A 25,959-nucleotide genomic window follows, 5' to 3' on the forward strand; every position below is an offset into this window, starting at 1 on the left:
TCGGCGGTCCACGGGGGGGCATGCCTCCTCGAGCGGTTCGTGCCGGTCGAGCGCTCACTGGCCGGTCGCTTGACCCTTGAGCGCTCCTCGACAGACTCGCGACGGTCGTCACCCTTCCGCGCGGCTCATCCCCATTCCGGCCACTCCGGGCCGGTCCGGCCCGCACAATCCGACGTTTGCCGAGCGTGTGCCAGGGAAGCAAGCACCGTGACGGACATCTCGGACACCCTGGCCAGCATGCCCAGCCCGGTCGATCCGGAGCCGACCGGCATCGAGCTGGAACAGACCCTCTTCGAGGTCAAACGCGTGATCGTCGGGCAGGATCGCCTCGTCGAACGCCTGCTCACCGCCCTGGTCGCCAACGGACACTGCCTCCTGGAGGGGGTACCCGGCGTGGCCAAGACACTGGCCGCGCAGACCCTCGCGACAGTGGTCGGCGGCACCTTCTCCCGGATCCAGTTCACCCCGGACCTGGTGCCCTCCGACATCGTCGGCACCCGGATCTACCGGGCGTCGAAGGAGACCTTCGACATCGAGCTGGGCCCGATCATGGCCAACCTGGTGCTGGCCGACGAGATCAACCGGGCCCCGGCCAAGGTCCAGTCGGCGCTGCTGGAGGCGATGGCCGAACGGCAGGTCTCGATCGGCGGGCGCAGCTGGCCGGTCCCGGAGCCGTTCCTGGTGTTGGCCACCCAGAACCCGATCGAGTCCGAGGGGGTCTACCAGCTCCCGGAGGCGCAGCGCGACCGGTTCCTGATGAAGGTGGTGGTCGACTACCCCAGCGACGCCGACGAACTGGCCATCCTCTACCGGATGAGCACCGACCGGCCGACCCCGCGCCCGGTGCTCGACGCGCAACGGCTGCGGGACCTCCAGCTCCACGCCGAGCGGGTCTTCGTCCACCACGCGCTGGCCGAGTACGTGGTGCGGCTGATCCTCGCCACCCGCGACCCGGGCCGGTTCGGGCTGCCGGAGATCGCCCCACTGTTGGCGTACGGGGCCAGCCCCCGGGCCACCCTGGGCCTGGTCGCGGCCGCCCGGGCACAGGCCCTGCTGCGGGGGCGGGAGTACGTGCTGCCCGAGGACGTCCGTGAGCTGGCCGTCGACGTGCTCGCCCACCGTCTGGTGCTCTCCTTCGACGCGGTGGCCGACGGGGTGTCGGCCGAGAGCCTTGTGCGACGACTCGTCGAGGCGGTGCCGCCGCCCCGGCTGGCCACCGGACACCCGCAGCAGACACCGGATCTGGCGGCGGCATGAGACGCGCCACCACCGCGCCCGCCGACCCCGGCCTGGCCGACCTGGCCCCGGACCAGCGCCTGCGCCGCCTGGAGCTGACCGTCACCCGTCGACTGAACGGCCTGCTGCACGGCCAGTACCGCGGCCTGCTGCCCGGCCCCGGCAGTGAACCGTCCGGCAGTCGCGAGTACCGGCCGGGCGAGGACGAGGTCCGCCGGATGGACTGGGCGGTGACGGCCCGGACCGCGGTGCCACACGTCCGGCAGGTCGACGCCGACCGGGAACTGACCACCTGGCTGCTCGTCGACGGCAGCGCCAGCATGGAGTTCGGCACCGCCGAGCTGGACAAACGGGAACTGGCGGTGGCCGCCGTCGCGGCGGTCGGTTTCCTGACCGCGGGCGTCGGCAACCGCCTCGGCGCCCAGGTGCTGCGCGCCGACGGGGTACGCCGCTTCCCGGCCCGCAGCGGTCGTACCCATCTGCTCGCACTGCTCCGCGCGCTGCTCGCCGCCCCGCGGGCCACCGCGCCCACCGACCGGCCGGGGCGTGAGCCGGCGGCCCGACCGCCCGATCTGGCCGACGGGCTCGACGCGCTGCACCGGATCGCCAACCGGCGTGGGCTGGTCGTGGTGGTCTCCGACTTCCTCGACGGACTGCCCGACGACCCCGGCCTGACCGCGCCCTGGGAGCGGACCATGCGCCGGCTGGCCGTCCGACACCAGGTGCTGGCGATCGAGGTGACCGACCCGCGTGAGCTGGAACTGCCGGACGTCGGCCTGATCACGCTCGTCGACCCGGAGACCGGCCGGCACCGCGAGGTGTGCACATCGGACCGTGGGCTGCGCGAGCGGTACGCGGAGGCCGCCGCCGCCCAGCGCGAACAGGTCCACCAGGCGTTGCGACGCAGTGGGGCCACCCACCTGCCGCTGCGCACCGACGGGGACTGGAGCGCTGACATCGTCCGGCACGTGCACGCCCAACGTCGGTTGGCCGCCGCGCCGGCCGGCCAGCCCCGGGGAGGTGCCGCGTGATCTGGCAGTCGCCGCTGCGACTCTGGCTGCTGCTCGGCGTGCTCGCCCTGGTCGTCGCGTACCTGGTGATGCAGCGGCGGCGCAGCCGGTACGCGGTCCGCTTCACCAACCTGCGACTGCTGGACCGGGTGGCGCCGCAGCGGCCAGCCTGGCGTCGGCACGTACCGGCCGGGCTCTTCCTGGCCATGCTGGCGCTGCTCGTGGTCGGCTTCGCCCGCCCGAGCGCCGAGGTCCGGGTGCCCAGGGAACGGGCCACCGTGATGGTGGCGGTGGACGTCTCCACGTCGATGCTCGCCACCGACGTCGAACCGGACCGGTTGGCCGCGGCGAAGGAGGCCGCCCGGCGCTTCGTCGAGGGCCTGCCCGACGAGTTCAACGTGGGTCTCGTCGCCTTCGCCGGCAGCGCCGCCGTGCTGGTGCCCCCAGGCACCGACCGGGGCGCCCTCGACGAGGGGATCGACCGGCTCGCCGAGGGCATCACCGGCGTCCAGGGCACCGCGATCGGCGAGGCCATCAACACCTCACTCGGCGCGGTCAAGAGCCTGGACAGCGAAGCCGCGAAGGAGACCCCACCCGCCCGGGTCATCCTGCTCTCCGACGGCGCCAACACCTCCGGGATGGACCCGATGGAGGCGGCCGCGGAAGCGGTGAAGGCGGAGGTGCCGGTGCACTCGATCTCGTTCGGCACACCGTCCGGGTTCGTCGACCGCGGTGGGCGGCCCATCCAGGTGCCGGTGGACGGACAGACCCTCAAGGCGGTCGCCGAGGAGACCGGCGGCATGTTCCACGAGGCCAGCACCACCGACGAACTGCGGGCCGTCTACGAAGACATCGGTAGCTCGGTCGGTTACCGCACGGAGCGGCAGGACGTCTCGGCCCGGTTCATCGGCCTCGGACTGGTGTTCGCGATGGGCGCCGCCGCCGGCTCGATGCGCTGGTTCTCCCGACTGCCCTGACCGCCGCGCACAACCGACGTCGACAGTGAGGAGTACGCATGGCAGTGCAGACCGGACTGGGCGAACCGCGCGGTCCCTGGTTCATCTCGCCGGAACTCGACCCGGACGGGCGCGGATGGTGGGACGCGCCCGAGCGCGACCCGGGCGGGCGACGGCCCGGGCGGCTGCTCGCCGTGCTGGCGGTGGTGGCGGTCTCGGCCGTCTCCGGTGCCCTCGCCGGTGGCGTGGTGGCCAGCCGGGACGGGGTTGGTGGCCCGGCCGCCGCGTCCGCCGCCCCGGTGCCGGCCGAACTGGTCACGGCGGCCGAGCGGACCGTACCCGGGGTGGTGTCGGTGCTGGCCGGCGGCGCGACCAGCGGGTCAGCGACCAGCGGGTCAGCGACCGGCTCCGGCTTCGCCGTCGACGACCAGCAGCACCTCATCACCAACGACCACATCCTGGCCAAGGGGGGTGGCGGGCCGGTGACAGTGGAACTGCCCGACGGCCGCCGGTTCGCCGCCGAGGTGGTCGGACGGGAGCCGCGCAGCGACCTGGCGGTGCTGAAGGTGCCGGCATCGGCCGGTCTCACCCCGCTGCCCCTGGCCAAGCCGGGTGCGACCCGGGTCGGTGAGCCGGTGCTCGCGGTCGGTTCGCCGCTCGGTCTGGCCGGAACGGTCACCGCGGGCATCGTCAGCGCGCTCGACCGGGAGGTACGGCTCGGCAACAACCGGCACAGCGCGGTGCAGACCGACGCGTCCATCAACCCCGGCAACTCCGGTGGGCCACTGGTCAACGCTCGCGGGGAGGTGGTCGGGGTGAACACCGCCATCGCCACCATCGACGGAAACGGCTCGATCGGCATCGGGTTCGCCATCCCGATCGACCAGGTGCAGCAGACCGCCGACACCATCATCGGCAAGGGCGGCTGAGCTGCCCGAACGCCCTGACCGGGGCTGCCACTGTCAGATATCCGGCCGGACAGCATCGGAGCATGGAAATATTACGCTCGGTATGGATACTGGCGGAGGTGGAGCGTCCTCTTCTCACGGTCCTCCTGCTGGTGGGCCTGGTCATCGGATGTGCAGTGGGGTCGGCGTACGCCCGGGCACGACGCGGGTGGAACGATTACCAGACCGTCAAGAAATCGGTGCCAGGCGCCCGCCGGGGCGCCTGGTCCCTGATCCGCGGCGTCGCCGTGAAGGCCGCGGTGATCGGGGTGCTGCTCTTCGGCGCCGTGGCGTACGCGGCCGTCGGCTCCGACGACGAGACCGCCGGGCCGGCGCCCAGCCAGTCGCCGACGCAGAGTGAGCCTCCGCACCGATAGCCCCCGGCGGGTCGTCGCGGGTTAGCCTCGGGGCGTGGACGACGGACTGCGGGTGACCGACCGGTGGGTCGTCCCCGCCGGAGAGCTACGGGAGCGCTTCTCCCGCTCGTCAGGGCCGGGCGGGCAGGGGGTCAACACCGCGGACTCCCGGGTCGAGCTGAGCTACGACGTGGCCAACTCCCCAGCGGTGCCCGACTGGCTGCGGCCGCGGGCGCTGGCCCGGCTGGCCAACCGCCTGGTCGACGGGGTGCTGACGATCGCCGCCAGCGAACACCGGGCCCAGCTTGCCAACCGGGAGGCGGCCCGGGCCCGGATGACCGCCCTGCTGCGAGAGGCCGCGGCACCACCACCGCCGGCCCGCCGGGCGACCCGCCCGTCCCGTGGGGCCAAGGAACGCCGGCTCGCCGAGAAGAAACGCCAGTCCCAGCGCAAACGGGACCGCCGCGCCGACGACGACTGATCCGGGACGACGACCAGCCCGGGACGGCGACTAGTCCGGGACGGCGGCGAGCAGCCGGTCGCGCAGCACCGCGGCCCGCTCGGCGAACCCGCGCTGCGCCGCCGCGTACTCCGCCCGGCCGTCCGGAGTCTCCACACGCACCGGCGGGTAGCCGAGTGCCGCCAGGTCGTACGGGCTGGCCCGCATGTCCAGCGTGCGGATGTCCCGGGCCAGGTCGAAGGCATCGGCCACCAGCTCCGAGGAGACCAACGGCGACAACTTGTACGCCCACTTGTACAGATCCATGTTGGCGTGCAGGCAGCCCGGCTGCTCGTGCGCGTGCTGCGTCTCCCGGGTCGGGGTGAGCAGGTTCAACGGGCGGGCCGGCGGGGTGAAGAACCGGAACGCGTCGAAGTGGCTGCACCGCACGCCCCGTTCCTCGACGACCTCGGCGGTGCGCTCCGCGCTCAGCCGCAGCGGCCAGGCGTTGTGCCGCAGCTCCTCCCGGGTCTGCCGGTAGACCATCGCCCACTCGTGCATCCCGAAGCAGCCGAAGTGCGGCGCCCGTCCCCGCGTCGCCGCCAGCAGGGAGCGGATCCAGGCGATCGACTCGCCGCGCCGCGCGCGTACCCCATCGGTGTCGAGGGTGACCCCTGCGGTGCCGGCGCGGTAGTCGCGGCCGAACTCGGCCGGATCGGCGTCCCGCAGCTCGACCCCCGGCCCCGGATGCCAGCGACGCAGCTGGGCCGGGCGGTGCGAGTAGTAGGTGAACAGGAAGTCGGCCACCGGATGCCGCTCACCGCGTCGTCGCCGGGCCAGGTGCGGGGTCAGCCAGACGTCCACCCGCTCCTCGTGGGCCCGCCGGCGGGCCTGCCACTGCGCCGCGTCGAGCACGGCGGGGGCAAGGGCGGCGGTCACGCACCCCAGGGTACGACCGCCGCCCGCACACCGGTCAGGGCATCTGCACCCGGACTCCGGCGGAGAACACCCCGCTGCGCAGCTCCAACTGCCGGGGCGGATCCCGCCCGTCGACTGTGAAGACCAGCGGGAGCACCATCCGGGTGCCCGCCGCCATCGGGTCGGCGAAGACGTCCCGGCCCAGGTTCGCCATCCGGGTGGCCGACTCGTCGGTGCTCACCCAGCGGCCGCCCGGCAGGTACGCCCGTTGCAGCTCGCTGTGCCAGGGCTGGTGGTCGCCGGTGACGTTGCGCACGCCAACGGTGGCCTCGCAGCGTCGGCCGTTGGCCGGTGCGGCACCGCCACCGTCGGCCTTCCTTGCGGTGCCGGGCGCGCCGCAGGTCATCCGGTACACGGTGAACTCGAACGCCGACTCGCGCAACGGCACGCCCAGCGACCCGGTGACCCCGGTGCCCCTCCACGCGCCGCTGGTGGGTTGCTTCTGCGTGTCGATCGCCGCGACCTGCCGGGTCGCCGTCCAACCCGCGGTGCCGACCACACCGGCCAGCACCACGACGGCGGCGCCCACCAACATCCAGACCGGCGGGGTACGCCGACGCCGCACCGGGCTCGGGGCCGCCGGTCGGGGATAGATCGTCCCGCGGCCAACCTCGGCTCCGGGGCCACGCTCGGCTCCGCCGCCGGTGGCGAGTGCGGCAGCCGTCACCCGACGCCCGCGCCGACGTCGCCACACCCACACCAGGGCGGCGCTGATCAGCAGCAGGGCCGCCAGTCCGGCGAGCAGCACCGGGTAGCGGCGCCACGGCGGCGCCTCGGTCACCTCGGCCGCTGGTGCCGCTGCCGCCTGCCAGGTGGCCGTGGCGCAGTCGTACGGCCGGCTGCCGTCACTGGTGAACGCACAGGTCGGCGCGGTCAGCGGGCGGCCCGGCGCGGTAGCGGTGAGCGCGGTGCCCAGCGTGGTGGTGCTGTGCGCGGGCAGTCGCAACCGCCAGGTGACCTCGGTGGCCGATCCGCCGGCCGGGGTGGACCGGCCACCACCGCTGATCGCCGTCGTCGACGAACCGGGCGGCAGTTCCTGACGCACTGTGGTCTCCAGCGGCGAGTTGCTCACGTTGCGCACCTGGATCCGGTACCTCGGTGCCGGGCTGCTCTCCGTCGCGACCGCCACCGTGACCTGTTGCGGGGGCGCCGACGCCGGTGCCCGGGAAGGCGGTGCGATCGCCGGCGGCGCCGAGGGCGGGGTGGGCTCGGTCACCCGAGCGACCATCGCCACCGGCGGCCGGGTGGCCGCTGGTGCTGCTGTGGCGGCCGGTGGCCCTGGTGCGGCGGCCGTTGGTCGTGGCGTGGCGGCCGGTGGTCGTGGCGCGGCCGCCGCCTCCGGAGCCGCCGTCGGCAGGGCCGGCACGGCGGCGAGGATGCCGAGGCAGTGCACGAACACTGCGAGGGCTCTGTGGTGTCGTGTCGATGCAGGCATACGAACGAACCTCCGGAGCCGACGCTAGGGGCGAGTCGCCTCCGTGCGGGTACGAAGTCGAGAAGTCCGCCCCGGTCACCTCCAGCTCCGGTAGGGTGCCGCGCGGTGACGGGTTGAGCACACCGGACCGCCGGTCCTGGCCGGTTGGGGCGCCGGCGGGGCTAGATTGGCCGGGTGCGTATCGCTCGTTTTGCCCATGCCAAGGGAATGTCGTTCGGTGCCGTCGAAGGCGAACCGGAGGCCGGGCCGCAGGGCCTGACCATCGCCGAGATCGAGGGCCACCCGTTCGGCAACCTCTCCTTCAGTGGGGCCCGCTGGGCCCTCTCCGACGTCCGGCTGCTCTCGCCGATCCTGCCCAGCAAGGTCGTCTGCGTCGGTCGCAACTACGCCGACCACGCCGCCGAACTCGGCAACGAGGTGCCCAGGGAGCCGCTGCTGTTCCTCAAGCCGTCCACCTCGGTGATCGGTCCCCGGGACGCCATCCGACTGCCGATCTTCTCGAAGCAGGTCGAGCACGAGGCGGAACTGGCGGTCGTGATCGGGGCGCCGGGTGCGCGCCGCGCCGACCGGGCCGCCGCCGAACGCGCCATCTTCGGCTACACCTGCGCCAACGACGTCACCGCTCGGGACCTCCAGCGTTCGGACGGGCAGTGGACCCGGGCCAAGGGCTTCGACTCGTTCTGCCCGATCGGCCCGTGGATCACCACCGGGCTGGACGTCTCCGACCTGGAGATCCGCTGTGAGGTGGGTCGCAACCCGGAGGAGATGGAGGTACGCCAACTCGGCCGGACGAAGGACATGGTCTTCGACGTGCCGGGTCTGGTGTCGTACATCTCGCACGTGATGACCCTGCTGCCCGGCGACGTCGTTCTCACCGGCACTCCGGCCGGGGTTAGCCAGCTTGTCGAGGGGGATACGGTCACCGTGCGGATCGACGGCATCGGCGAGCTCACCAACCCGGTGGTTCCCGTCGCCTGATCCGTCTGATGCCCCTGTTTCCGCAGCTCACGGGTGGTTCGGGGGGATCGGATTTGGCCTGCCGGCACCGGGAGGGTAAAGTTCACTCCCGGCGCCGCAAGGGGCCAATGGGGTATGGGGTAATTGGCAGCCCGACTGATTCTGGTTCAGTTAGTCTAGGTTCGAGTCCTGGTACCCCAGCGCTGCTGGAATTCGCGAGAATTTCCAGACGCTGGATTCTGACGGAGTTCGACTCCGCCCCTTCGGGGGCGGAGGGCGGTCTTCGGTAGAGTACAGCTCCTCCGCCGCTGAGGTGGGGGAGCAAAAGTTGTTCTGGCCCCGTCGTCTAGCGGCCCAGGACGCCGCCCTCTCAAGGCGGTAGCGCCGGTTCGAATCCGGTCGGGGCTACATCGTGTACAGCCCGTCTCACCTGGTGAGGCGGGCTGTTTCGTGTCCGCGTCCCGGGTCCGCCGCCGGGGTCGTTCCGGTCTGCTGCCGGGCCCTCGGGCGACGGCGCACCCCGCGCTCGTGCCCGGGTACGGTGCCGCTAGACTACAGTCGCACCGCCCGCGAGGGTGGTGAACGGAAAAGTTCTGGCCCCGTCGTCTAGCGGCCCAGGACGCCGCCCTCTCAAGGCGGTAGCGCCGGTTCGAATCCGGTCGGGGCTACAACCAAAGGCTCATCTCGCCAAGCGAGATGAGCCTTTCTCGTTGCCCACACACCTCCCGTTGATCATGAGGTTAGCGGTCACGACACGCCGATGTCGCTGGCGTTAACCTCATGATCAACCGGGGAAAAGCGGGTGGGGGGACCGGGGGCGGGGTTAGAGGCCGGATAGGCGTTGGCCGGCTCTTACTACGGCCATGGCGTGGCGTTCGCCGGGGCGGCGGCCCAGGCGCTCGATCGGGCCCGAGATGCTGACCGAGGCGATGACCCGGCCGGTACGGTCGCGGATCGGGGCGGAGACGCTCGCCACACCGGCCTCCCGCTCGGCGACGCTCTGCGCCCAGCCGCGACGGCGTACCTCGGCGAGGGTGCGGCCGGTGAACTTGCTGCGCGGCAGCAGCGGCATCACCGCCTCGGGCGGCTCCCAGGCGAGCAGGATCTGGGCCGCGGAGCCTGCAGTCATCGGCAGCACCGAACCGACCGGAACTGTGTCCCGTAGACCGCTGGCGCGTTCCGCCGCCGCCACGCAGATCCGCTCGTCCGCGCGGCGCAGGTAGAGCTGGGCGCTCTCACCGGTGGCGTCGCGCAGCGCGGCCAGCAGTGGCTCGGCGGCGGTCAGCAGAACGTCCGGTGCGGCGTTGGCCAGCTCGCCCAGGCGGGGGCCGGGCCGCCATCTGCCCTGGGTGTCCCGCACCAGCATTCGGTGGATCTCCAGGGCCTGGGCCAGGCGATGTGCTGTGGCCCGGGGCAGCTTGGTGCGTTCGACGAGTTCGGCCAGGCTGGCGCCGTCCACGCAGGCGGCCAGGATGACCACCGCCTTGTCGAGAACGCCGACACCGCTCATACTGTGTCCCACAAGCCGAAACTTACCTCCCAGAATTTAGGATGTCCAGATGGTGGGAGTCACTCCTGAGCCGAGGACCCTGGCCGAGAAGGTCTGGGACGCGCACGTCGTACGGTCCGCCGCCGGTGAGCCGGACCTGCTCTTCATCGACCTGCACCTGCTGCACGAGGTGACCAGCCCGCAGGCGTTCGACGGGCTGCGGCTCGCCGGGCGCCGGGTGCGTCGTACCGACCTGACCCTCGCGACCGAGGACCACAACACCCCGACCGGGTACGCCGACCCGGCGTTCCGCCTCCGCCGTGGTGACCTGCTCACCATCGCGGACCCCACGTCGCGTACGCAGATCGAGACGTTGCGCCGCAACTGCGCCGAGTTCGGGGTGCGGCTGCACCCGCTCGGCGACGACAACCAGGGCATCGTGCACGTGATCGGCCCGCAGCTCGGTCTCACCCAGCCGGGCCTGACGATCGTCTGTGGCGACTCGCACACCGCCACCCACGGCGCCTTCGGCGCTCTCGCCTTCGGCATCGGCACCAGCGAGGTGGAGCACGTACTGGCCACCCAGACGCTGCCGCAGAGCCGGCCGAAGACGATGGCCGTGAACGTCACCGGCCGCCTCGCGCCCGGCGTGACCGCCAAGGACCTGGTGCTCGCGCTGATCACGCAGGTCGGCACGGGTGGCGGTCGCGGGCACATCGTCGAGTACCGCGGCGAGGCGATCCGCGCCCTCTCCATGGAGGGGCGGATGACCATCGCCAACATGTCCATCGAGTGGGGCGCCAAGGCCGGCATGATCGCGCCGGACGAGACCACCTTCGCGTACCTCAAGGGTCGACCGAACGCGCCGCAGGGCGCGGACTGGGACGCGGCGGTGGCGTGGTGGCGGACGCTGCCCACCGACGAGGGCGCGCGCTTCGACGCCGAGGTGACCCTGGACGCCAGCCGGATCACCCCGTTCGTCACCTGGGGCACCAACCCCGGGCAGGGCGCCCCGCTGAGCGCCCCGGTGCCGGACCCGGAGGAGTTCACCACCGACTCGGAGCGCACCGCCGCCCGCCGGGCCCTGGAGTACATGGACCTGCGCCCCGGCACCCCGCTGCGGGAGCTGCCCATCGACGTGGTCTTCGTGGGGTCCTGCACCAACGGCCGCCTGGAGGACCTGCGGGCCGCCGCGGACGTGTTGCGGGGCCACCGGGTCGCCGACGGTGTCCGGATGCTCGTGGTGCCCGGCTCCGCCGCCGTGCGCGAGGCCGCCGAGGCCGAAGGGCTGGACAAGGTCTTCGCCGACGCTGGGGCGGAGTGGCGGTTCGCCGGCTGCTCCATGTGTCTGGGGATGAACCCCGACACGCTGAAGCCGGGCGAGCGCTCCGCCTCCACCTCGAACCGCAACTTCGAGGGCCGTCAGGGCCGGGGTGGGCGTACCCACCTGGTCTCGCCGCCGGTGGCCGCCGCCACCGCCGTGGTCGGCCGGCTGGCCGCCCCCGCCGACCTGTAGAAGGGACCGACGAGATGGACAAGTTCACCACCCACACCGGCACCGCCGTGCCGCTGCGCCGGTCCAACGTGGACACCGATCAGATCATCCCCGCCGTGTACCTCAAGCGGGTGACCCGGACGGGCTTCGCCGACGGGCTGTTCAGCGCCTGGCGGGAAGATCCGGCATTCGTGCTCAACGATGAAAACTATTCCGGGGCGTCGATCCTCATCGCCGGTCCGGAGTTCGGCACCGGCTCCTCCCGGGAGCACGCCGTCTGGGCGCTACGGGACTGGGGCTTCCGCGCGGTGGTGGCCCCGCGCTTCGGTGACATCTTCCGCGGCAACGCCCTCAAGGAAGGTCTGTTGCCGGTCGAGTTGGAATTGAAAGCCGTCGAAGAGTTGTGGGACCTGATCGAGGCGGATCCGACGACTCCGGTGACCGTCGACCTGACCGCCCGCCAACTGCGGGCGGGGGACGCGAGCTGGTCGTTCCCGCTGGACGACTTCAGCCGTTGGCGCCTCCTGGAGGGCCTCGACGACATTGGACTCACCCTCCGCCACGCCGCCGACATCGACTCCTACGAGGCGCGCAGACTGCCGTTCCTGCCCTCCGTGGCATAGCCGTTAGGCCGCTCGCACAGCGGATTTCACCCCCATCGGGCCATCCGGTGGGGGTGAATCCGTTGCGACACAAGGGCTTTTTTCTACCGAATGTTTGTGTCCCGGCAGCACAGGGCATACCGTGCGCGCAGAATGGCTCGCGACGAGTCAGTTGCACAATCGGGAGGAAGTCGTGAACAAGGCCGAGCTCATCGAGGCGCTCGCCGTTCGCCTGGGGGACCGGAAGATGGCGACGGCCGCGCTCGACGCGGTCCTCACCGAGGTCCAGGCGGCGGTCACCAAGGGCGAGAAGGTGGCGATCACCGGATTCGGAGCATTCGAAAAGCGTGTGCGTGGCGCGCGAACAGCGCGCAACCCGCGTACCGGCGAGGCGGTGAAGGTCAAGAAGACGTCAGTCCCGACCTTCCGCCCCGGCGCCGGGTTCAAGGAAATGGTGGCCAGCGGCAAGGTGCCGAAGGCCACGGTGGCGACGAAGAAGGCCACCACCAGCACCGCCACGGCCAAGGCGGCGGGCACGAAGGCGACCGGCACCAAGGCGGCCACCGCGAAGGCGGCGGGCACCAAGGCGACCACGGCGAAGGCGGCCAGCAAGAAGACCGCCCCGGCCAAGGCGAGCAAGACCGCCACGGCGACCAAGACGGCCGCCAGCAAGAAGACCGCCCCGGCCAAGGCGAGCAAGAGCACCACGGCGACCAAGACGGCCGCCAGCAAGAAGACCACCGCGGCGAAGAAGACCACCGCCGCGACCCGGTCGACCGCGGCGAAGAAGACCACCGCGGCGGCGAGCAAGAGCACGGCGGCCAAGAAGGCGCCGGCGAAGAAGGCTCCGGCCAAGAAGGCGGCCAGCAAGCGCTGACCGACCCGTACCGCAAGGGCGTCCACCAGTGGGTGGGCGCCCTTGCGGCGTACCGGAACGGTCTCTCGGCGTACGGGAACCGTTGACCGGGTTGCCGTGCTCGCGCAGAATCGCCGTGCCGGCCACCCCTCCGCCGGCACGCCGACGGGAAATGGGGCGCCGGTGCGCTACCGCCAGGTCACCACCGGCACGCTCGCGCTGGGTGTGCTCCTCCTCATCGACGTGCTGCGGGTCTGGCTACCCGGCATCATCACCATCTTCGGTCAGGCGGCGTCCACCCCGGCCGAGCTGATGGGGGCGTTCGCCCTCGGCTGGTTCGTGCTCGCGATGGGCGCACCCGCCGTGGTCCGCCGGGTCGGAGCACGCCCGGTCACTGTCGCCGCCGCTGTCGCGCTCGCCGTCGCACGGCTCACGCTCACCGCCGCCCCCGGCGGACGTACGCAGCTCTGGCTGGCTACCGCCGGTCTGCTCGCCGGGCTGGTCTGGCTGGTCGGCGTCGCCGCCGACACCGACCGCCCGGTCCCGGGGTTGGCGTTGGGGTTGGCTGTCAACGCGGCAGTGCACGCGGTGCTGGACACCGTCGACCTGGTCTGGCGGGGTGACTGGGTGGCGTGGCTGCTCAGCGCCGTCGCGGTGGCGGTGTTCCTGGCCGGCACGGCGGCGCGATCCGGCCGGCACGGCGGTGCGGGTAACGCCCTCGCTGGCCCCGTTGACGCCCCTGTGGGCCCCGCTGACGCCCCTGCCGGCCCTGGTGGTGGTCGGGCCTGGCTGTTGGCCGGGCCGGCGCTGCTGCTGGCCGGAATGGTGGCGCTGTCACCGGCACTGGCCCGGACCGGGATGTCGTACCTGGTCGCCGGGGACGGTGTGGCTCGGTCGCCGCTGTTCGGCCTGGCACCGGTGCCGGTGGCGGTCGCCGGGTTCCTGGGCGCCGCGCTGACCCGGCCGCCTCGCGGGTGGGGCCGAGCGTACGGACCGGTGGCACTGATCGCTGGCGCGGTGCTGTTCGCCAGCGACCGGGGCGACCTGCTCCTGCCCGCCGTCCTGCTCGCTGCGGTGGGCCTCGGCGCCTGCCTGGCCCTGACCGACGACGGCAACCACCCGGACAGCGACACCGCGAGCGCCGGCACCAGCGCCTCCCGGCGGGGGTACGCGGTCACCGCCGGCATGCTCGTCTTCGCGCTGGGGGCCGTCGGGTACTACTCGGCCTACGATCTCGGCTACCCCAACGCGGTGGTGCCGGTGGTGGTGGCCGTGCTGATCGCCGCCGTGGCGTTCACCGCCCGTCCCGTCGTCCACCGGCTTCCCGGGCCGTTTCCGCCGCTCCGGGCAGCCGCCGCGGTCACCGCGCTGGCCCTGCTGGCACCGGTGCTCGCCGACGAGGTGCCGGTGGCCAGCAACCGGGACGGCCCGCCGGAACGGTTGACAGTGGTGGCGTACAACATCCGGATGGGGTTCGGGCTGGACGGCCGGTTCGACCTGACCGGCCTCGCCGAGGTCGTCGAGCGGCAACGGCCCGACGTGGTGCTGCTCAGCGAGGTGGACCGGGCCTGGCTGCTCAACGGCGGGCACGACACCCTGGACCTGTTGGCCGACCGGCTCGGTATGCCGTACGTCTTCGGGCCGGCCGCCGATCCCGTCTGGGGTGACGCGGTGCTCAGCCGTTGGCCGGTACGCGATCCGCGGACCCTGCCGCTGGCCGCCGTCGGCGCGCCCACCGGGGCGCAGGCCCTCGCCGTGACACTGGACCTCGGCGACGGTGTCCGTACCGCAGTGGTCAGCACCCATCTGCAACCGCCGCCCGGCAAGGGTCCGGTGGTCCAGGCCCGCGCGGTCGCCGACTTCGCCACCCGGTACGCGGCCGGTCGGCCGTTGGTGGTGGCGGGTGACCTGAACACCGAGCCGGGCGACGAGGCGTTCGCGGAGTTCGCCGACGCCGGCCTGGTCGACGCGTTGGCGGCCGCCCGACCGCTGGCGACCAGCCCGGCGGACGACCCGCGCCAGCAGATCGACCACATCTTCGTCTCGCCCGGCCTGACCCCCGGCGATCCGGTCGCGCCGCGCAGCACGGCCAGCGACCACCTGCCGGTCGCGGTCACAGTGACCCTGCCGCCCCGCTGACGGAGCCGGGCCCGTCGAACCGGGGCCCTACAGGCGATCGGTGGCCAGCAGCCGGTCGGCGGCGAAGGCGAGCAGCCAGCCGCCGCCCTTCGGCGTGGTGAAGTCCTCGTCGGTGCGGCCGGTCAGCCGCTCCAGGGCGCCCGGCAGGACCTTGCCCTGGCTGCACACCGCCGACTGCCCACCGGTGCCGGCCAACTCCAGCAGCCGGGCTGCGGTGGCCAGGATCTGCTCGTCGCTCTGCTGGCCGGGTTGTGGCTCGTCCAGGTCGCCGCAGACCTCGATCGGCAGGTCGAGCAACGTGGCGGCCGGGTCGAGTGTCTGCACGCACCGTCGCGGCGACGCCGACACCAGCCGGGCCGGTCGGATCAGGGCGATCAGCCCGGCCAGCGTGCTCGCCTGGGCCCACCCCTCGGCGTCGAGGGGGCGTCCGACGTCCGGGCCGGACCAGGTGGCCCGCTTACCGGCGTGCGCGTGCCGGACCACCGCGACAGTCGCCGTGACCGACGGCAGCGCGGCGAACGCCGCCAGCACCTCGGCGTCGTGGGGGTAGCTGACCAACCGGATCGCGTCGTCCACAGCGAGCCAGCGGATGTCGTCCACCTCGGTGCCCGGTTGAAAACCGCCACTGGCCACCGCGAGCATCGACCAGTAGTCGACAAGCTTGGGCTGCCCCTCGCTGCGGTACCGCACCGACGGCAGCCGCACCTGCGGCACGCCCCGCACGTCGGCCTCCTCGGCCACCTCACGGACCGCCGCGGCCAGCGCGTGCTCGCCCGGCTCCAGCTTGCCCTTCGGCAGCGTCCAGTCGCCGTAGCGGGGGCGGTGCACCACGCAGACGTGCACGCCGTCGGCGGTCGGCCGCCAGGCCACCCCGCCGGCCGCCCGGATCCCCGTCACGGCAGCCAACTGGTGCGCCGGCGTCGGGTGGCCCGGTGCCAGGCGGCCGGGAGGAGAGCCCGCGTCCGGCGTACCGACAGGCGTTCCCGCTCGGCCAGCCGCCCGGCGGTGACCGCCAGCTCGTGGTCGTCCGGTCGCTCGGCGGCGATCTCCAGCCAGGTGTCCGCCGCCACCGCCGCGTCCTGGTGCTCGCCGAGCACGTCCTGCACCTGGGCGAGGGCGCGGGACAGCCGGCGTGCCGCCTTGCCGACCGTCGGGGCCACCGCGTTGACCGCGTACCGGGCCTGCTTGCCCTCCTTGCGAACGGCGTGCCAGTGGTCGTCCGGCGACTGCGCGTCGAGCCCGTCGACGCCGTCCGGCCCGGTCAACCGCCGCCACGGGCGCGCCACCAGCGCGGGTAGCGCCTCCGCCGCGGGGGCGGACGCCCGGCGGGTGAGTCGGGGGGCGCGGGCGGCCAGCACCAGAGAATCCACCAGGGCCAGGTAGCGCGCGGAGCGCAGCGTCTCGTCGATGGCGGCGAGCGCCTGCCGCTGCCGTGCGGCGAGCACCTCGTCGAGCCGGTCCACAGCGCCCCGGTCCAGCGGGCTCAGCGGATCGGCGTCGGCGGTGCGACGCAGTCGTGCGCGCAGCACCTCGGCGTCGCGGGCCGCGCCGAGAACACCGGCCAACCAGCGCAGCTCGGTGCGCAGCGGGCCGGACCAGGTCTTGCGCAGCAACGGTTTGAAGGTGCGCAGATCACTGCGCAGGCGTCGACAGGCCACGCGCATCTGGTGCACGGCGGTGTCGCCGCCGGCGGCCGGGGCGCGCAGCCGGACCAGCGGGTCGTGCGCCAACAGCCGGCGGATCTCCTTGCGGACCGCCTCGGTCACCACGTCACCGGCGGTCGGCTCGTCGGGCAGCCCGGCCGGCGCGACCAGGTCCGGATCGGCCTGCGCGGTCGCGCCCAGCGCCCGTACGTGCTTCGGCGTGAACGACCCGCCCTGGGCGCCGGCCTCGCGCAGCACCTCGCCGACCCGGTCGAGCAGCTTCCGGTCGCCGGCCTTCAGCTCCACCTCCACCTCGCGGAACGTGTCGGTGGTGGCGCCGGCGTCGTCGAGCACCGTGACCCGGTCGTCCACCACCTCGGCCAGGACGGTGCCGGCCCGGTCACACACCTCGTACGCGTGCCGCACCGTCCGCACCACTGTCACCGGGGCCAGCGGCGCTCCCCGGTGCAGGACGGTGACCAACTCCACCAGCTCCGGAGGCGGCTGCCCCTTCGGCCCGGGACGGGAGATCTCGTGCCGGACGCCCGGCGTCCCGGTCGGCAGTTTCACAGTCCAGGGCAGCTCGTCACCCCGGCGGTGGCGCAGCGAGGCACCGGCCCGCGCCAGTCGCAGGTCGACAGTGTCGAGGTAGCGGGCGACAAGCGTCACCGGTGGCAGGGCCCGGACCCGGCCGCCGGCCGGGGCCGTGCCGGCCAGGTCCGGCAGCACGTAGGCGTCGTCCACCTCGTACTTCTGCTCCTCCTCGACCATCAGCTCAGCCTATGCGCTGCGCGGTCAGCTGGCCGTGCCACCGACGCGGCGCAGCAGCAGTTCCTGCAGATGGGCCCGGGGGGCGTTGTCACCGCCGGTACGCCGGGTCCAGGTCCCGTCGCCGGCCAGCTCGAACGCGTCCACGTCGGGGCTCATCGCGGCGGTGAGCACATGGTCCAGTTCGGCGCGGGCGATCGGGTCGGTCACCTGCACCAGCGCCTCCACCCGACGGTCCAGGTTGCGGTGCATGAGGTCGGCCGAGCCCATCCAGAACTCGGCCGCGCCGTTGTTGCCGAACCGGAAGACCCGGGAGTGTTCCAGGAACCGGCCGAGAATCGAGCGGACCCGGATGTTCTCCGACAACCCCGGCACCCCGGGGCGCAGCGTGCACATGCCCCGGATGAGCAGGTCGACGTGGACGCCGGCCTGGGAGGCGCGGTACAGCGCGTCGGTCACCCCCTCGTCGACCAGAGAGTTGACCTTGAACTGGACCAGGCCGGGCATGCCCAGGCGGACGTGCGAGATCTCCCGCTCGATCCGCTCGATGAGGCCGCTGCGGATGCCCTGCGGGGCGACCAGCAACCGCCGGTACGCGGTCTGCCGGCTGTACCCGGTGAGCACGTTGAACAGGTCGGTGAGGTCGGCGCCGATCTCCGGGTCGGCGGTGAGCATGCCGAAGTCCTCGTACAGTCGGGCCGTCTTCGGGTGGTAGTTGCCGGTGCCGATGTGGCAGTAGCGACGGATCTGGTTGCCCTCCTGCCGGACCACCAGCGCGGTCTTGCAGTGCGTCTTCAAGCCGACCAGGCCGTACACCACGTGGCAGCCGGCGCGTTCCAGCGTGCGGGCCCAGCCGATGTTGGCCACCTCGTCGAAGCGGGCCTTCACCTCCACCAGCACCACCACCTGCTTGCCGGCGGCGGCCGCGTCGACGAGCGCGTCGACGATCGGGGAATCGCCGCTGGTCCGGTAGAGGGTCTGCTTGATGGCCAGCACGTTCGGGTCGGCCGCTGCCTGCTCGATGAAGCGCTGCACGCTGGTGGCGAACGAGTGGTACGGGTGGTGCACCAGGATGTCCCCGTCGCGCAGTGTGGAGAAGACGCTGCGCGGCACCTCACCCTCGGCGAGCCGGGGGTGGGTGGCCGGCACGAACGGCGGGTCCTTCAGGTCCGGCCGGTCCGCCTCGCCGTAGACCTGCCACAGCGCGGACAGGTCCAGCAGGCCGGGCACCCGCAGCACGTCCTGGTCGTCCATGTCCAACTCGCGGACGAGCAGCTCCAACATGTGGTCGGAGATGGACGCGGCCACCTCCAGCCGGACCGGGGGGCCGAACCGTCGCCGGGCCAGCTCCCGCTCCAGGGCCTGGAGCAGATCCTCGTCGCGGTCCTCGTCGACCTCCACCTCGGCGTTGCGGGTGACCCGGAACAGGTGGCACTCGACCACCTGCATGCCACTGAACAGCTGCCCCAGGTGCACCGAGATCAGGTCCTCCACCGGCAACATCCGGACGCCCGGCTGGTCCCGGTCCACCCGGACGAAGCGGGGGACGTTGTTGGGCACCTTCACCCGGGCGAACAGCTCCGAACCGCCGTCCGGGTCACGGACCGCCACCGCCAGGTTCAGCGACCGACCCGAGATGTACGGGAACGGGTGCGCCGGGTCCACAGCGAGCGGGGTCAGCACCGGGAAGATGTGTTCCCGGAAGTAGGTGCGCAGCCGCTCCCGCTCGCCGTCGCCCAACTCGCCCCAGCGCAGGATGCGGATGCCCTCGTCGGCCAGCTTGGGCAGCACGTCGTCGACGAAGCAGGCGGCGTGCCGGGCACCCAGGGCGGCGGTCCGCTCGGCGATCCGCTCCAGCTGCGTACGCAGCGGCAGCCGGTCCCCGCCGCGCACCGGCAGGCCGGCGGAGAGCCGCCGTTTCAGCCCGGCGATGCGCACCATGTAGAACTCGTCGAGGTTGCTCGCGAAGATGGCCAGGAACTTGGCCCGTTCCAGCAGGGGGGTGCGCTGGTCCTCGGCCAGGGTGAGCACCCGGGCGTTGAAGTCGAGCCAGGACAGCTCCCGGTTGAGGAACCGGTCCTCCGGCAGCGGCGGGGCCGCCGAGGGCTCGTCGTCGTCCTCCTGCCCGGCGCTGGCCGGCAGGTCGTCCGGCAGGACCGGGTGGACGTCACCGGCGGCAGGGCCGTCCGACTCGATCGTCGGGGCGGGGTCGATGACCTCGTCCAGCCCGGAGGAGGCGGCGCCGGGATCGTCGGCGAGCGTGTCGGCGCGGGCGGCGCTGGCGTGTTCGGCGCGGGACGGGCGGAAGCGCCCATCGGTGCCGCGCGTACGGGAGCCGTTGCGGAGGTCGGTGGCGGGCGGGTGGGCGGGTTGCTCGCGAGGGGTGCTCACCCGCTCATAATCACCCGATTACGGTAAACGCAAAATGAACTTGGGCTCGCCGGGTCAGATCATCGTCGGCAATGTCACCCGGACGACCTCGCCGTCGGGATCGGTGTCGATGCGGACCCGCTGGCCGAGCCGGAGAAGTCGCAGCCCGGAGGCGTCGAAGGCCCGGGCGGGGAAGCGCATCTCGGTGCCGTCGTCGAGCAGCAGGACACCGCTGCGCGTCGCCGCGTCGTAGCTGGCCACCGTGCCCTGCATGCTGGCACCGTACACCCGGGGGTTCAGCCCGCGGAGCGGGCCAGGCAAGCTCAGCCGGCGGCGCGGGCGGGGCGACCGGCGGCCACGAGGGCGGCGGTGCGCGGTCCCAGCCCGAGGCGGGCGGCGGCGGCCAGGTCCGCTGCGGTGTCCACGTCCCGGCGCAGGCTGGGCCAGTCGCCGTCGAGCGGCAGCGCCCCGCTCGCCGCGTGCGCGACCGCCGAGCCCACCCCGAAGCGCGGATCCAGCGGCACGCCCGGCCCGGCGGTGAGCAGCACAGTGCCCCCGCCGGGTGCGTCCGGCAGGAACCGGCGTACCCCGGGTCGGCCGTTCTGCGCCGCGAGCAGCGCGCCGGCCAGCTCGGCCGGGCGCAGCGCCGGCACGTCTGCGGTGATCCCGGCCACCCATCCGGCGGCGGCCCCCGCCGCCCCGTGCCGGAACGCGGCGTTCAGGCCGGCGTCCGGTTCGTCCGGCAGCACCCGCGCGCCGGCGGCCCGCGCCGCCGCCGCCACCCGGTCGTCGTCGGTCACCACCAGGGCCTCGGCGACCGCCGGGCAGGCCAGCACCGCGCGGAGCGTGTCGGCTGCCAGGGCCAGCGCCAACTCCTCATGCGGTACGCCGGGCAGCGCGCCCCGCAGCCGGCTCTTGGCCACGGCCAGCCGCTTCACCGGCACCACCACGGCCCACCTCGGCTGACTCACGTCCGCAATCCTGCCAGCCGGACGACGGGCCCCTCGCTGGCCGTACCGGGGGCGAGCAGGCATGATTTCCGCTGCGGGTGTCGCGGGCGGGATTTCGCGGCGGGGTTGGGGCGCGACGAGGAGGCACAGTGGCACGGCGGAGGCTGGGGTTCTGGCAACGGTTCGCCGTGGGGCTGGTGAAGCCGGTGATGACCGTCTGGACCCGGCGTACCTGGCGTGGTCAGGAGCATCTCCACCGCGACGGTGGCGTGATCATCGTGGCGAACCACATCTCACACGCCGACCCGCTGGTGTCTGCGCACTTCATCTACGACTCCGGGCGCTGGCCGCAGTACCTGGGCAAGGCCAGCGTGTTCCGGGTGCCGGTGGTCGGCTGGATTCTGCACCGGTGCCGGCAGATCCCGGTCGAGCGGGGCAGCGTGGACGCCGTCCGCTCGCTGGACGCACTGGTCGCCGCGCTCGACGAGGGCGGCGCGGTCGTGATCTACCCTGAAGGCACCACCACACGACAGCCGGAGCTCTGGCCGATGAAGGCCAAGACCGGTGCGGCCCGGCTGGCCCTGGCCACCGGCGCCCCGGTCGTACCGGTGGTGATGTGGGGGCCGGAACGGATCTTCGACCCGCGGACGACCCGTGTCAGCCTGCGCCCCCGGATCCCGGTGACCGTTGCCGCCGGGGAGCCGATCGACCTGAGCCGGTGGGCGGACGCCCAGCCGACCCGGGCCACCCTCGAGGAGATGACGGACACCATCATGTTGCGGCTGCGGGACATGCTCGCCGAGATCCGTGGCGGTACCCCGCCGCCACTGTGGGAGCGACCGGCCCGGTCCTCCGTCGGCCGCGAGCCGCGGGACGAAGCGGCATGAGCGAGCGAAGCGAGCGAATCATCGGGCTCGGCAGTGGTGCCGTTCAGGCCGCCGCGAAGCGAAGCGGAGCGGTGGCATGAGCGAGCGAAGCATCCGGCTCAGTAGCGGTGTCGCTCAGGCCGCCGCGGAGCGAAGCGGAGCGGTGGCATGAACGGTCACGTCGCGGTGCTCGGTGCCGGTTCCTGGGGCACCGCGTTCGCCAAGATCCTCGCGGACGCGGGGCGGGACGTGACGGTGTGGGCCCGCCGGGCGCCGGTCGCCGAGTGCATCCGGACCGAGCGCCGCAATCCGGAGTACCTGCCAGACCTGCTGTTGCCGGCGCGCGTCACCGCCACCGCCGACGCCGCCGAGGCGATCACCGGCGCCGAGGTGGTGGTGCTGGCCGTGCCGTCGCAGACCCTGCGCGGCAACCTCGCCGAATGGGCCGGGCACCTCCACCCGGATTCCACCCTGGTGTCGCTCATGAAGGGCATCGAGCTGGGCACCACCAAGCGGATGAGCGAGGTCATCGTGGAGACCGCCGGGGTCGCCGCGGACCGGGTGGTCGTCGTGTCCGGCCCGAACCTGGCCCCGGAGATCGCCGCCGAGCAGCCCGCCGCGACAGTGGTCGCCGGCACGAACAGTGCCCGCGCCACGCTCGTCCAGTCGTCGATCCGGACGCCGTACCTGCGCCCCTACACCAACGACGACGTGATCGGCTGTGAGCTGGGCGGGGCGGTCAAGAACGTGATCGCCCTGTCGTACGGCATCGCCACCGCGATGGGTTTCGGCGACAACACCCGGGCCATGCTGATGACCCGTGGGCTGGCCGAGACGGCCCGGCTGGGCGTGGCGCTCGGCGCGGACCCGATCACCTTCGCCGGCCTCGCCGGTATGGGTGACCTGGTCGCGTCCTGCTCGTCCCCGCTGGCCCGCAACCGCACCTTCGGGGAGCACCTTGGCCGGGGCGAGACGCTGGAGCAGGCCCAGACCGCCACCCGGCAGACCGCCGAGGGCGTGAAGAGCTGCCTGGCGATCCGCGACCTGGCCCGGGCGCACGGCGTGGAGATGCCGATCACCGAGCACGTCGAGCGGATCTGCCACGAGGGGATGGACCCGCGCCTCGCCGTGGAGACCCTGATGAGCCGCACCGCCAAACCCGAGTCGTACGAGTGAGGAACCCGATGAACGAGTGGGGAGACGGCACCCGCTGCGTCCGCGCCGGCCTGCCCGAGCCGGCACCGGGGGACCCGTTCCTGCCCGGGCCGGTCTTCGCCGCGCCGTACCACCTCGACCCGTTCGAGGGTCAGGGCACGTCGCCGAACGGCTACGGCCGCCCCGACAACCCGACCCGGCGGCTGCTGGAGGCGGCGGTGGGCGAGTTGGAGGGCGGTGACTGCCGGGTCTTCTCGACCGGTCAGGCGGCCATCACCGGCCTGCTGCTCACACTGCTGCGGCCGGGGGACACGGTGGTGCTCCCCACCGACGGATACTTCCCGGTCCGGGCGTTCGCCACCAATGTGCTGGAGGCGATCGGCGTCCGGGTGCTGTTCGTGCCGACCGTCGGGCCGTACCCGTCTTTCGAGGGCGTCCGGCTGGTGCTGGTGGAGACGCCCGCCAACCCGGGCCTGGACGTCGTCGACGTGGCGGCCCTGGCCGAGCGGGCGCACGCCGACGGCGCGCTGCTCGCTGTGGACAACACCACCGCCACCCCGCTCGGTCAGCGCCCGCTGGATCTCGGTGCCGACCTGGTGGTCGCCTCCGGCACGAAGGCGCTCACCGGCCACTCCGACCTGCTGCTGGGCTACCTGGCCAGCCGGTCCGCCGAGCTGATCGACGCGGTGACGACCTGGCGGACCACCACCGGGGCGGTTCCGGGCGCGTTCGACGCCTGGCTGGCCCACCGGTCACTGGCCACTCTCGACCTGCGGCTGGCCCGGCAGAGCGCGAACGCCGCCGCGGTCGTCGACCTGCTCGCCGGCCGGTCGGACGTGACCGGCCTGCGGTGGCCGGGGCGGACGGACGACCCCGCGTACCCGGTGGCCTCGGCGCAGATGCGCCGGATACCGGGGGTGCTCTCGTTCGACCTGGGCGACGCCGACCGGGTGGGCCGGTTCGTCGAGGCCGCCCGGCTGGTGGCGGCCGCGACCTCCTTCGGTGGCCTGCACACCACTGCGGACCGGCGGGCGCAGTGGGGCGACGACACCGCTCCCGGCTTCGTCCGGCTCTCCTGCGGCGCGGAGGACACCGCGGACCTGGTGGCTGACATCGCCGCCGCGCTCGACGCCACCGGCCCGGTCTGAGTTAGGGTGTCGGCGGCCGCACCGGCGGCCACGACCGGAGGAGGTGAGTCCGATCCGCCAACAGACAGGACCGGCGCTTCCTCCCGTGTCCCTGCCGCGATAGCGGCCGCGGGAGCGCCGGCGAGCGTTCCCCGGAGGATTCCCATGGCACCACCGTTCCCCACCGACCGTCCTGCCCTCGTACGCCGGCTGCGCGCCGCCGGTTGCGTCTACGCCGAGGACGAGGCCGAGCTGCTGCTGGCCGCCGCGCACACCCCGGCGGCGTTGGTCGAGCTGACCGACCGCCGGGTGGCCGGTGAACCGTTGGAGTACCTGCTCGGCTGGGCGGAGTTCTGCGGCCTGCGGATCGCCGTCGACGAGGGCGTCTTCGTGCCCCGGGCCCGCACCGCCCTGCTGGTCGAGGTGGCGGCCGAGCTGACCGGCGCGGCGCCGGCCGTTGTCGACCTGTGCTGCGGCTCCGGGGCCACCACTGTCGCGCTGGCGCACCGGCTCGCGCCGCGCTGGCTGGCCGCCGCCGACATCGATCCGGCGGCGGTGGCCTGCGCGCGCCGCAACGTCGCCGGGTTGAACGCCGAGGTGTACGAGGGTGACCTCTTCGCGCCGCTGCCCCGGCGGTGGCGGGGTCGGCTGGATCTGGTGGTCGCCAACGCCCCGTACGTGCCGACCGACGCGGTCGCGCTGATGCCGCCGGAGGCGCGACTGCACGAGGCCCCGGTGGCGCTCGACGGCGGCCCGGACGGGCTCTCCGTGCTGCGCCGGGTGGGTGTCGACGCGGCCGGTTGGCTGGCCCCCGGCGGTCACCTGGTGGTCGAGGCCGGCACCACCCAGGTCGACACACTCTGCAACGCGTTCGGCGCGGCCGGCCTGCTGCCAACAGTGCGCCACGACGAAGACCTGGACGCCACCGCCGTCTTCGCCCGCCTCCCCTGACCCGAGTCGATCATGGAGTTGTGGTGCCCGATAAGCGCCATACCAGGTATTTCATCCCCCACCACAACTCCTTGATCGACGGTTGGGAGCTGCCGGGCGGGCCAGGCGTGGCGGGGGAGAGGGGTTGGCACTAGCCTCGGCTCACACTCACGACGGCGGGAGGTGGTTTCGGTGGGCAGCGCAGGGGTGCCGGTGGTCGTCGGGCTGGACAACGGCGGCACCAGCAACAACGCCACCGTGCTGACGGTGGACGGCCGCTTCCTGGTGGACGGGCTGTTGGAGATCCCCAGCGAGGTGCGGTCCGGGCCGGAGGCGGCGATCGAGGCGTTGGCGCGGGCGCTGGACGGCGCCCTGGCGCAGACCGGCGTGCCGCGTGACCTGGTCCAGGCGGTCGGGTTGGACACGCCCGGCCCGGCCAGCGCCGAGGGCGTCATCTCGTCGCGGGGCTCCACCAACTTCTCCCAGCCGGCCTGGCGCGGCTTCGACGTACGAGGGGCGCTGGAACGGCGGCTCGGTCTGCCGGTGATCTATCACAACGACGGCAACGCGGCAGCGCTGTACGCGCACCACCTCCACTTCGGCGCCGACGCGATGAACCGCTCGTCGGTGTCCGCGATCGTGGGCACCGGCCTCGGCGGGGGTGTGGTCGAGAGCGGTCGGGTGATCGCCGGTGCGGCCGGGATGGCGGGGGAGTTGGGCCACGTGCACATCCCGCTGAGCGGGCTGCTCGGTCCGGGTCAGCCGGAACCCACCTGCGCCTGCGGCTTCACCGGTGATGTCGAGAGCGTCGCCTCGCTGACCGGCATCGAACGCAACCTGCTGCCGTACTGGCTGACCCGGTACCCGGACCACCCGCTCGCCGCCGAGCCGGTGGCCCGGGCGGCCAAGCTGGTCCGGGGGTACGGCGAGCGGAAGGACGCCCTCGCGCGGGAGCTCTTCACCCAGCAGGCGATGGCGTTGGGGCGGCTGTTCACAGTCGCTGCGAACTTCACCGACCCGCACGCGTACTTCGTCGGCGGCGGGGTGGTGGAGGCGGCACCGGAGTTCCGCGACTGGTTCCTGGCGACGGTTCGCGAGCACACGGTGCTCCGCGAGGAGCAGGCGGCGGTGGCCACCTTCGCGTTGGTGCCGGACCGGGACATGGCCGGTGCCCGGGGCGTCGCGATCGCCGCGCTGGAGGCGCTGCGCGCCGTTCCGGAGCCCCGCCCGCTGGTTGCCTGAGCCGGCGCGGGCC

24 protein-coding genes and 3 tRNA genes are annotated in these 25,959 nt (G+C 73.1%); 19 read left to right on the plus strand and 8 right to left on the minus strand.

Annotation, left to right across the window (positions count from 1 at the left end; genetic code table 11):
* Positions 1-207 precede the first annotated feature (207 nt).
* The 6 genes from IW249_RS15845 to arfB all read left to right on the plus strand — a co-directional run bounded on the left by IW249_RS15845 (position 208) and on the right by arfB (position 4,986).
* Complete coding sequence (locus IW249_RS15845) at positions 208-1,257, plus strand: AAA family ATPase (protein WP_196921471.1); 1,050 nt, start codon at positions 208-210, stop codon at positions 1,255-1,257.
* On the plus strand, positions 1,254-2,267 hold the full coding sequence (locus tag IW249_RS15850; RefSeq protein WP_196921472.1) for a DUF58 domain-containing protein: 1,014 nt from the start codon (positions 1,254-1,256) through the stop codon (positions 2,265-2,267). Before IW249_RS15845 ends, IW249_RS15850 begins: the two co-directional genes overlap by 4 nt.
* Positions 2,264-3,223: a VWA domain-containing protein gene (locus tag IW249_RS15855; protein WP_196921473.1), complete on the plus strand. Its 960-nt coding sequence runs from the start codon at positions 2,264-2,266 to the stop codon at positions 3,221-3,223. The genes IW249_RS15850 and IW249_RS15855 overlap by 4 nt, the downstream gene beginning before the upstream one ends.
* A gap of 38 nt (positions 3,224-3,261) precedes the next feature.
* Positions 3,262-4,131, plus strand: coding sequence for a S1C family serine protease (locus IW249_RS15860; protein ID WP_196921474.1), 870 nt, complete (start codon positions 3,262-3,264; stop codon positions 4,129-4,131).
* Between the two features lie 98 nt (positions 4,132-4,229).
* A complete protein-coding gene (locus IW249_RS15865; RefSeq protein WP_196921475.1) occupies positions 4,230-4,526 on the plus strand; it encodes a hypothetical protein in 297 nt (98 codons plus the stop codon).
* A 34-nt stretch (positions 4,527-4,560) separates the two neighbouring features.
* A complete protein-coding gene (gene arfB, locus IW249_RS15870; RefSeq protein ID WP_196921476.1) occupies positions 4,561-4,986 on the plus strand; it encodes an alternative ribosome rescue aminoacyl-tRNA hydrolase ArfB in 426 nt (141 codons plus the stop codon).
* Positions 4,987-5,016: 30 nt separating this feature from the next.
* On the opposite strand, the gene IW249_RS15875 is transcribed toward arfB, so the two are convergent.
* Together IW249_RS15875 and IW249_RS15880 are read right to left on the minus strand one after the other, a co-directional pair.
* Complete coding sequence (locus IW249_RS15875; protein WP_196921477.1) at positions 5,017-5,883, minus strand: 3-methyladenine DNA glycosylase; 867 nt, start codon at positions 5,881-5,883, stop codon at positions 5,017-5,019.
* Positions 5,884-5,917: 34 nt separating this feature from the next.
* Positions 5,918-7,357 carry a hypothetical protein gene (locus tag IW249_RS15880; protein WP_196921478.1) on the minus strand — a complete coding sequence of 480 codons (1,440 nt, stop codon included), beginning with the start codon at positions 7,355-7,357 and terminating at the stop codon, positions 5,918-5,920.
* Between the two features lie 174 nt (positions 7,358-7,531).
* Between IW249_RS15880 and IW249_RS15885 the strand changes: the two genes are divergently transcribed.
* The 4 genes from IW249_RS15885 (at position 7,532) to IW249_RS15900 (ending at position 8,982) form a co-directional block, all read left to right on the plus strand.
* Positions 7,532-8,335 (plus strand): fumarylacetoacetate hydrolase family protein, encoded by an 804-nt coding sequence (locus tag IW249_RS15885; RefSeq protein ID WP_196921479.1) that lies wholly within the window; start codon positions 7,532-7,534, stop codon positions 8,333-8,335.
* Between the two features lie 108 nt (positions 8,336-8,443).
* Positions 8,444-8,515, plus strand: a tRNA-Gln gene (locus IW249_RS15890).
* 134 nt (positions 8,516-8,649) lie between these two features.
* A tRNA-Glu gene (locus IW249_RS15895) sits at positions 8,650-8,722 on the plus strand.
* 187 nt (positions 8,723-8,909) lie between these two features.
* Positions 8,910-8,982, plus strand: a tRNA-Glu gene (locus IW249_RS15900).
* Between the two features lie 155 nt (positions 8,983-9,137).
* Here the strand turns inward: IW249_RS15900 and IW249_RS15905 are convergent.
* Positions 9,138-9,824, minus strand: coding sequence for an IclR family transcriptional regulator (locus IW249_RS15905; protein WP_007456408.1), 687 nt, complete (start codon positions 9,822-9,824; stop codon positions 9,138-9,140).
* Positions 9,825-9,873: 49 nt separating this feature from the next.
* Here IW249_RS15905 and leuC point away from each other — a divergent pair, with 49 nt between their 5' ends.
* The 4 genes from leuC to IW249_RS15925 all read left to right on the plus strand — a co-directional run bounded on the left by leuC (position 9,874) and on the right by IW249_RS15925 (position 14,895).
* Complete coding sequence (leuC, locus tag IW249_RS15910) at positions 9,874-11,319, plus strand: 3-isopropylmalate dehydratase large subunit (protein ID WP_196921480.1); 1,446 nt, start codon at positions 9,874-9,876, stop codon at positions 11,317-11,319.
* 14 nt (positions 11,320-11,333) lie between these two features.
* Complete coding sequence (leuD, locus tag IW249_RS15915) at positions 11,334-11,921, plus strand: 3-isopropylmalate dehydratase small subunit (protein ID WP_196921481.1); 588 nt, start codon at positions 11,334-11,336, stop codon at positions 11,919-11,921.
* Positions 11,922-12,093: 172 nt separating this feature from the next.
* Complete coding sequence (locus IW249_RS15920; RefSeq protein WP_196921482.1) at positions 12,094-12,777, plus strand: HU family DNA-binding protein; 684 nt, start codon at positions 12,094-12,096, stop codon at positions 12,775-12,777.
* A gap of 162 nt (positions 12,778-12,939) precedes the next feature.
* Positions 12,940-14,895 carry an endonuclease/exonuclease/phosphatase family protein gene (locus IW249_RS15925; protein WP_196921483.1) on the plus strand — a complete coding sequence of 652 codons (1,956 nt, stop codon included), beginning with the start codon at positions 12,940-12,942 and terminating at the stop codon, positions 14,893-14,895.
* Positions 14,896-14,922: 27 nt separating this feature from the next.
* Here IW249_RS15925 and IW249_RS15930 read toward each other — a convergent pair whose 3' ends face one another.
* The 5 genes from IW249_RS15930 to cofC are packed head-to-tail and all read right to left on the minus strand — an operon-like array spanning position 14,923 to position 20,647.
* Positions 14,923-15,801: an NUDIX hydrolase gene (locus tag IW249_RS15930; protein WP_196921484.1), complete on the minus strand. Its 879-nt coding sequence runs from the start codon at positions 15,799-15,801 to the stop codon at positions 14,923-14,925.
* Positions 15,789-17,309 carry a CYTH and CHAD domain-containing protein gene (locus IW249_RS15935; protein ID WP_196921485.1) on the minus strand — a complete coding sequence of 507 codons (1,521 nt, stop codon included), beginning with the start codon at positions 17,307-17,309 and terminating at the stop codon, positions 15,789-15,791. The genes IW249_RS15930 and IW249_RS15935 overlap by 13 nt, the downstream gene beginning before the upstream one ends.
* 24 nt (positions 17,310-17,333) lie before the next feature.
* Positions 17,334-19,697 carry an RNA degradosome polyphosphate kinase gene (locus IW249_RS15940; RefSeq protein ID WP_196921486.1) on the minus strand — a complete coding sequence of 788 codons (2,364 nt, stop codon included), beginning with the start codon at positions 19,695-19,697 and terminating at the stop codon, positions 17,334-17,336.
* 54 nt (positions 19,698-19,751) lie between these two features.
* Positions 19,752-19,949 carry a cold-shock protein gene (locus IW249_RS15945; protein ID WP_030335323.1) on the minus strand — a complete coding sequence of 66 codons (198 nt, stop codon included), beginning with the start codon at positions 19,947-19,949 and terminating at the stop codon, positions 19,752-19,754.
* A gap of 50 nt (positions 19,950-19,999) precedes the next feature.
* Positions 20,000-20,647, minus strand: coding sequence for a 2-phospho-L-lactate guanylyltransferase (gene cofC, locus IW249_RS15950; protein WP_196921487.1), 648 nt, complete (start codon positions 20,645-20,647; stop codon positions 20,000-20,002).
* Positions 20,648-20,775: 128 nt separating this feature from the next.
* Here cofC and IW249_RS15955 point away from each other — a divergent pair, with 128 nt between their 5' ends.
* From IW249_RS15955 to IW249_RS15975, 5 genes are all read left to right on the plus strand, one after another.
* Entirely contained in the window at positions 20,776-21,513 is a 738-nt protein-coding gene (locus IW249_RS15955) for a lysophospholipid acyltransferase family protein (RefSeq protein ID WP_196921488.1), read from the plus strand.
* A 147-nt stretch (positions 21,514-21,660) separates the two neighbouring features.
* Positions 21,661-22,668 carry an NAD(P)H-dependent glycerol-3-phosphate dehydrogenase gene (locus IW249_RS15960; RefSeq protein WP_196921489.1) on the plus strand — a complete coding sequence of 336 codons (1,008 nt, stop codon included), beginning with the start codon at positions 21,661-21,663 and terminating at the stop codon, positions 22,666-22,668.
* A gap of 8 nt (positions 22,669-22,676) precedes the next feature.
* A complete protein-coding gene (locus IW249_RS15965; protein ID WP_196921490.1) occupies positions 22,677-23,795 on the plus strand; it encodes a cystathionine gamma-lyase in 1,119 nt (372 codons plus the stop codon).
* Between the two features lie 144 nt (positions 23,796-23,939).
* Positions 23,940-24,725 (plus strand): putative protein N(5)-glutamine methyltransferase, encoded by a 786-nt coding sequence (locus IW249_RS15970; RefSeq protein WP_196921491.1) that lies wholly within the window; start codon positions 23,940-23,942, stop codon positions 24,723-24,725.
* Between the two features lie 171 nt (positions 24,726-24,896).
* Positions 24,897-25,946, plus strand: coding sequence for an ROK family protein (locus tag IW249_RS15975; RefSeq protein WP_196921492.1), 1,050 nt, complete (start codon positions 24,897-24,899; stop codon positions 25,944-25,946).
* Positions 25,947-25,959 lie beyond the last annotated feature (13 nt).

The organism is Micromonospora vinacea, from assembly GCF_015751785.1.
GTDB lineage: Bacteria > Actinomycetota > Actinomycetes > Mycobacteriales > Micromonosporaceae > Micromonospora > Micromonospora vinacea.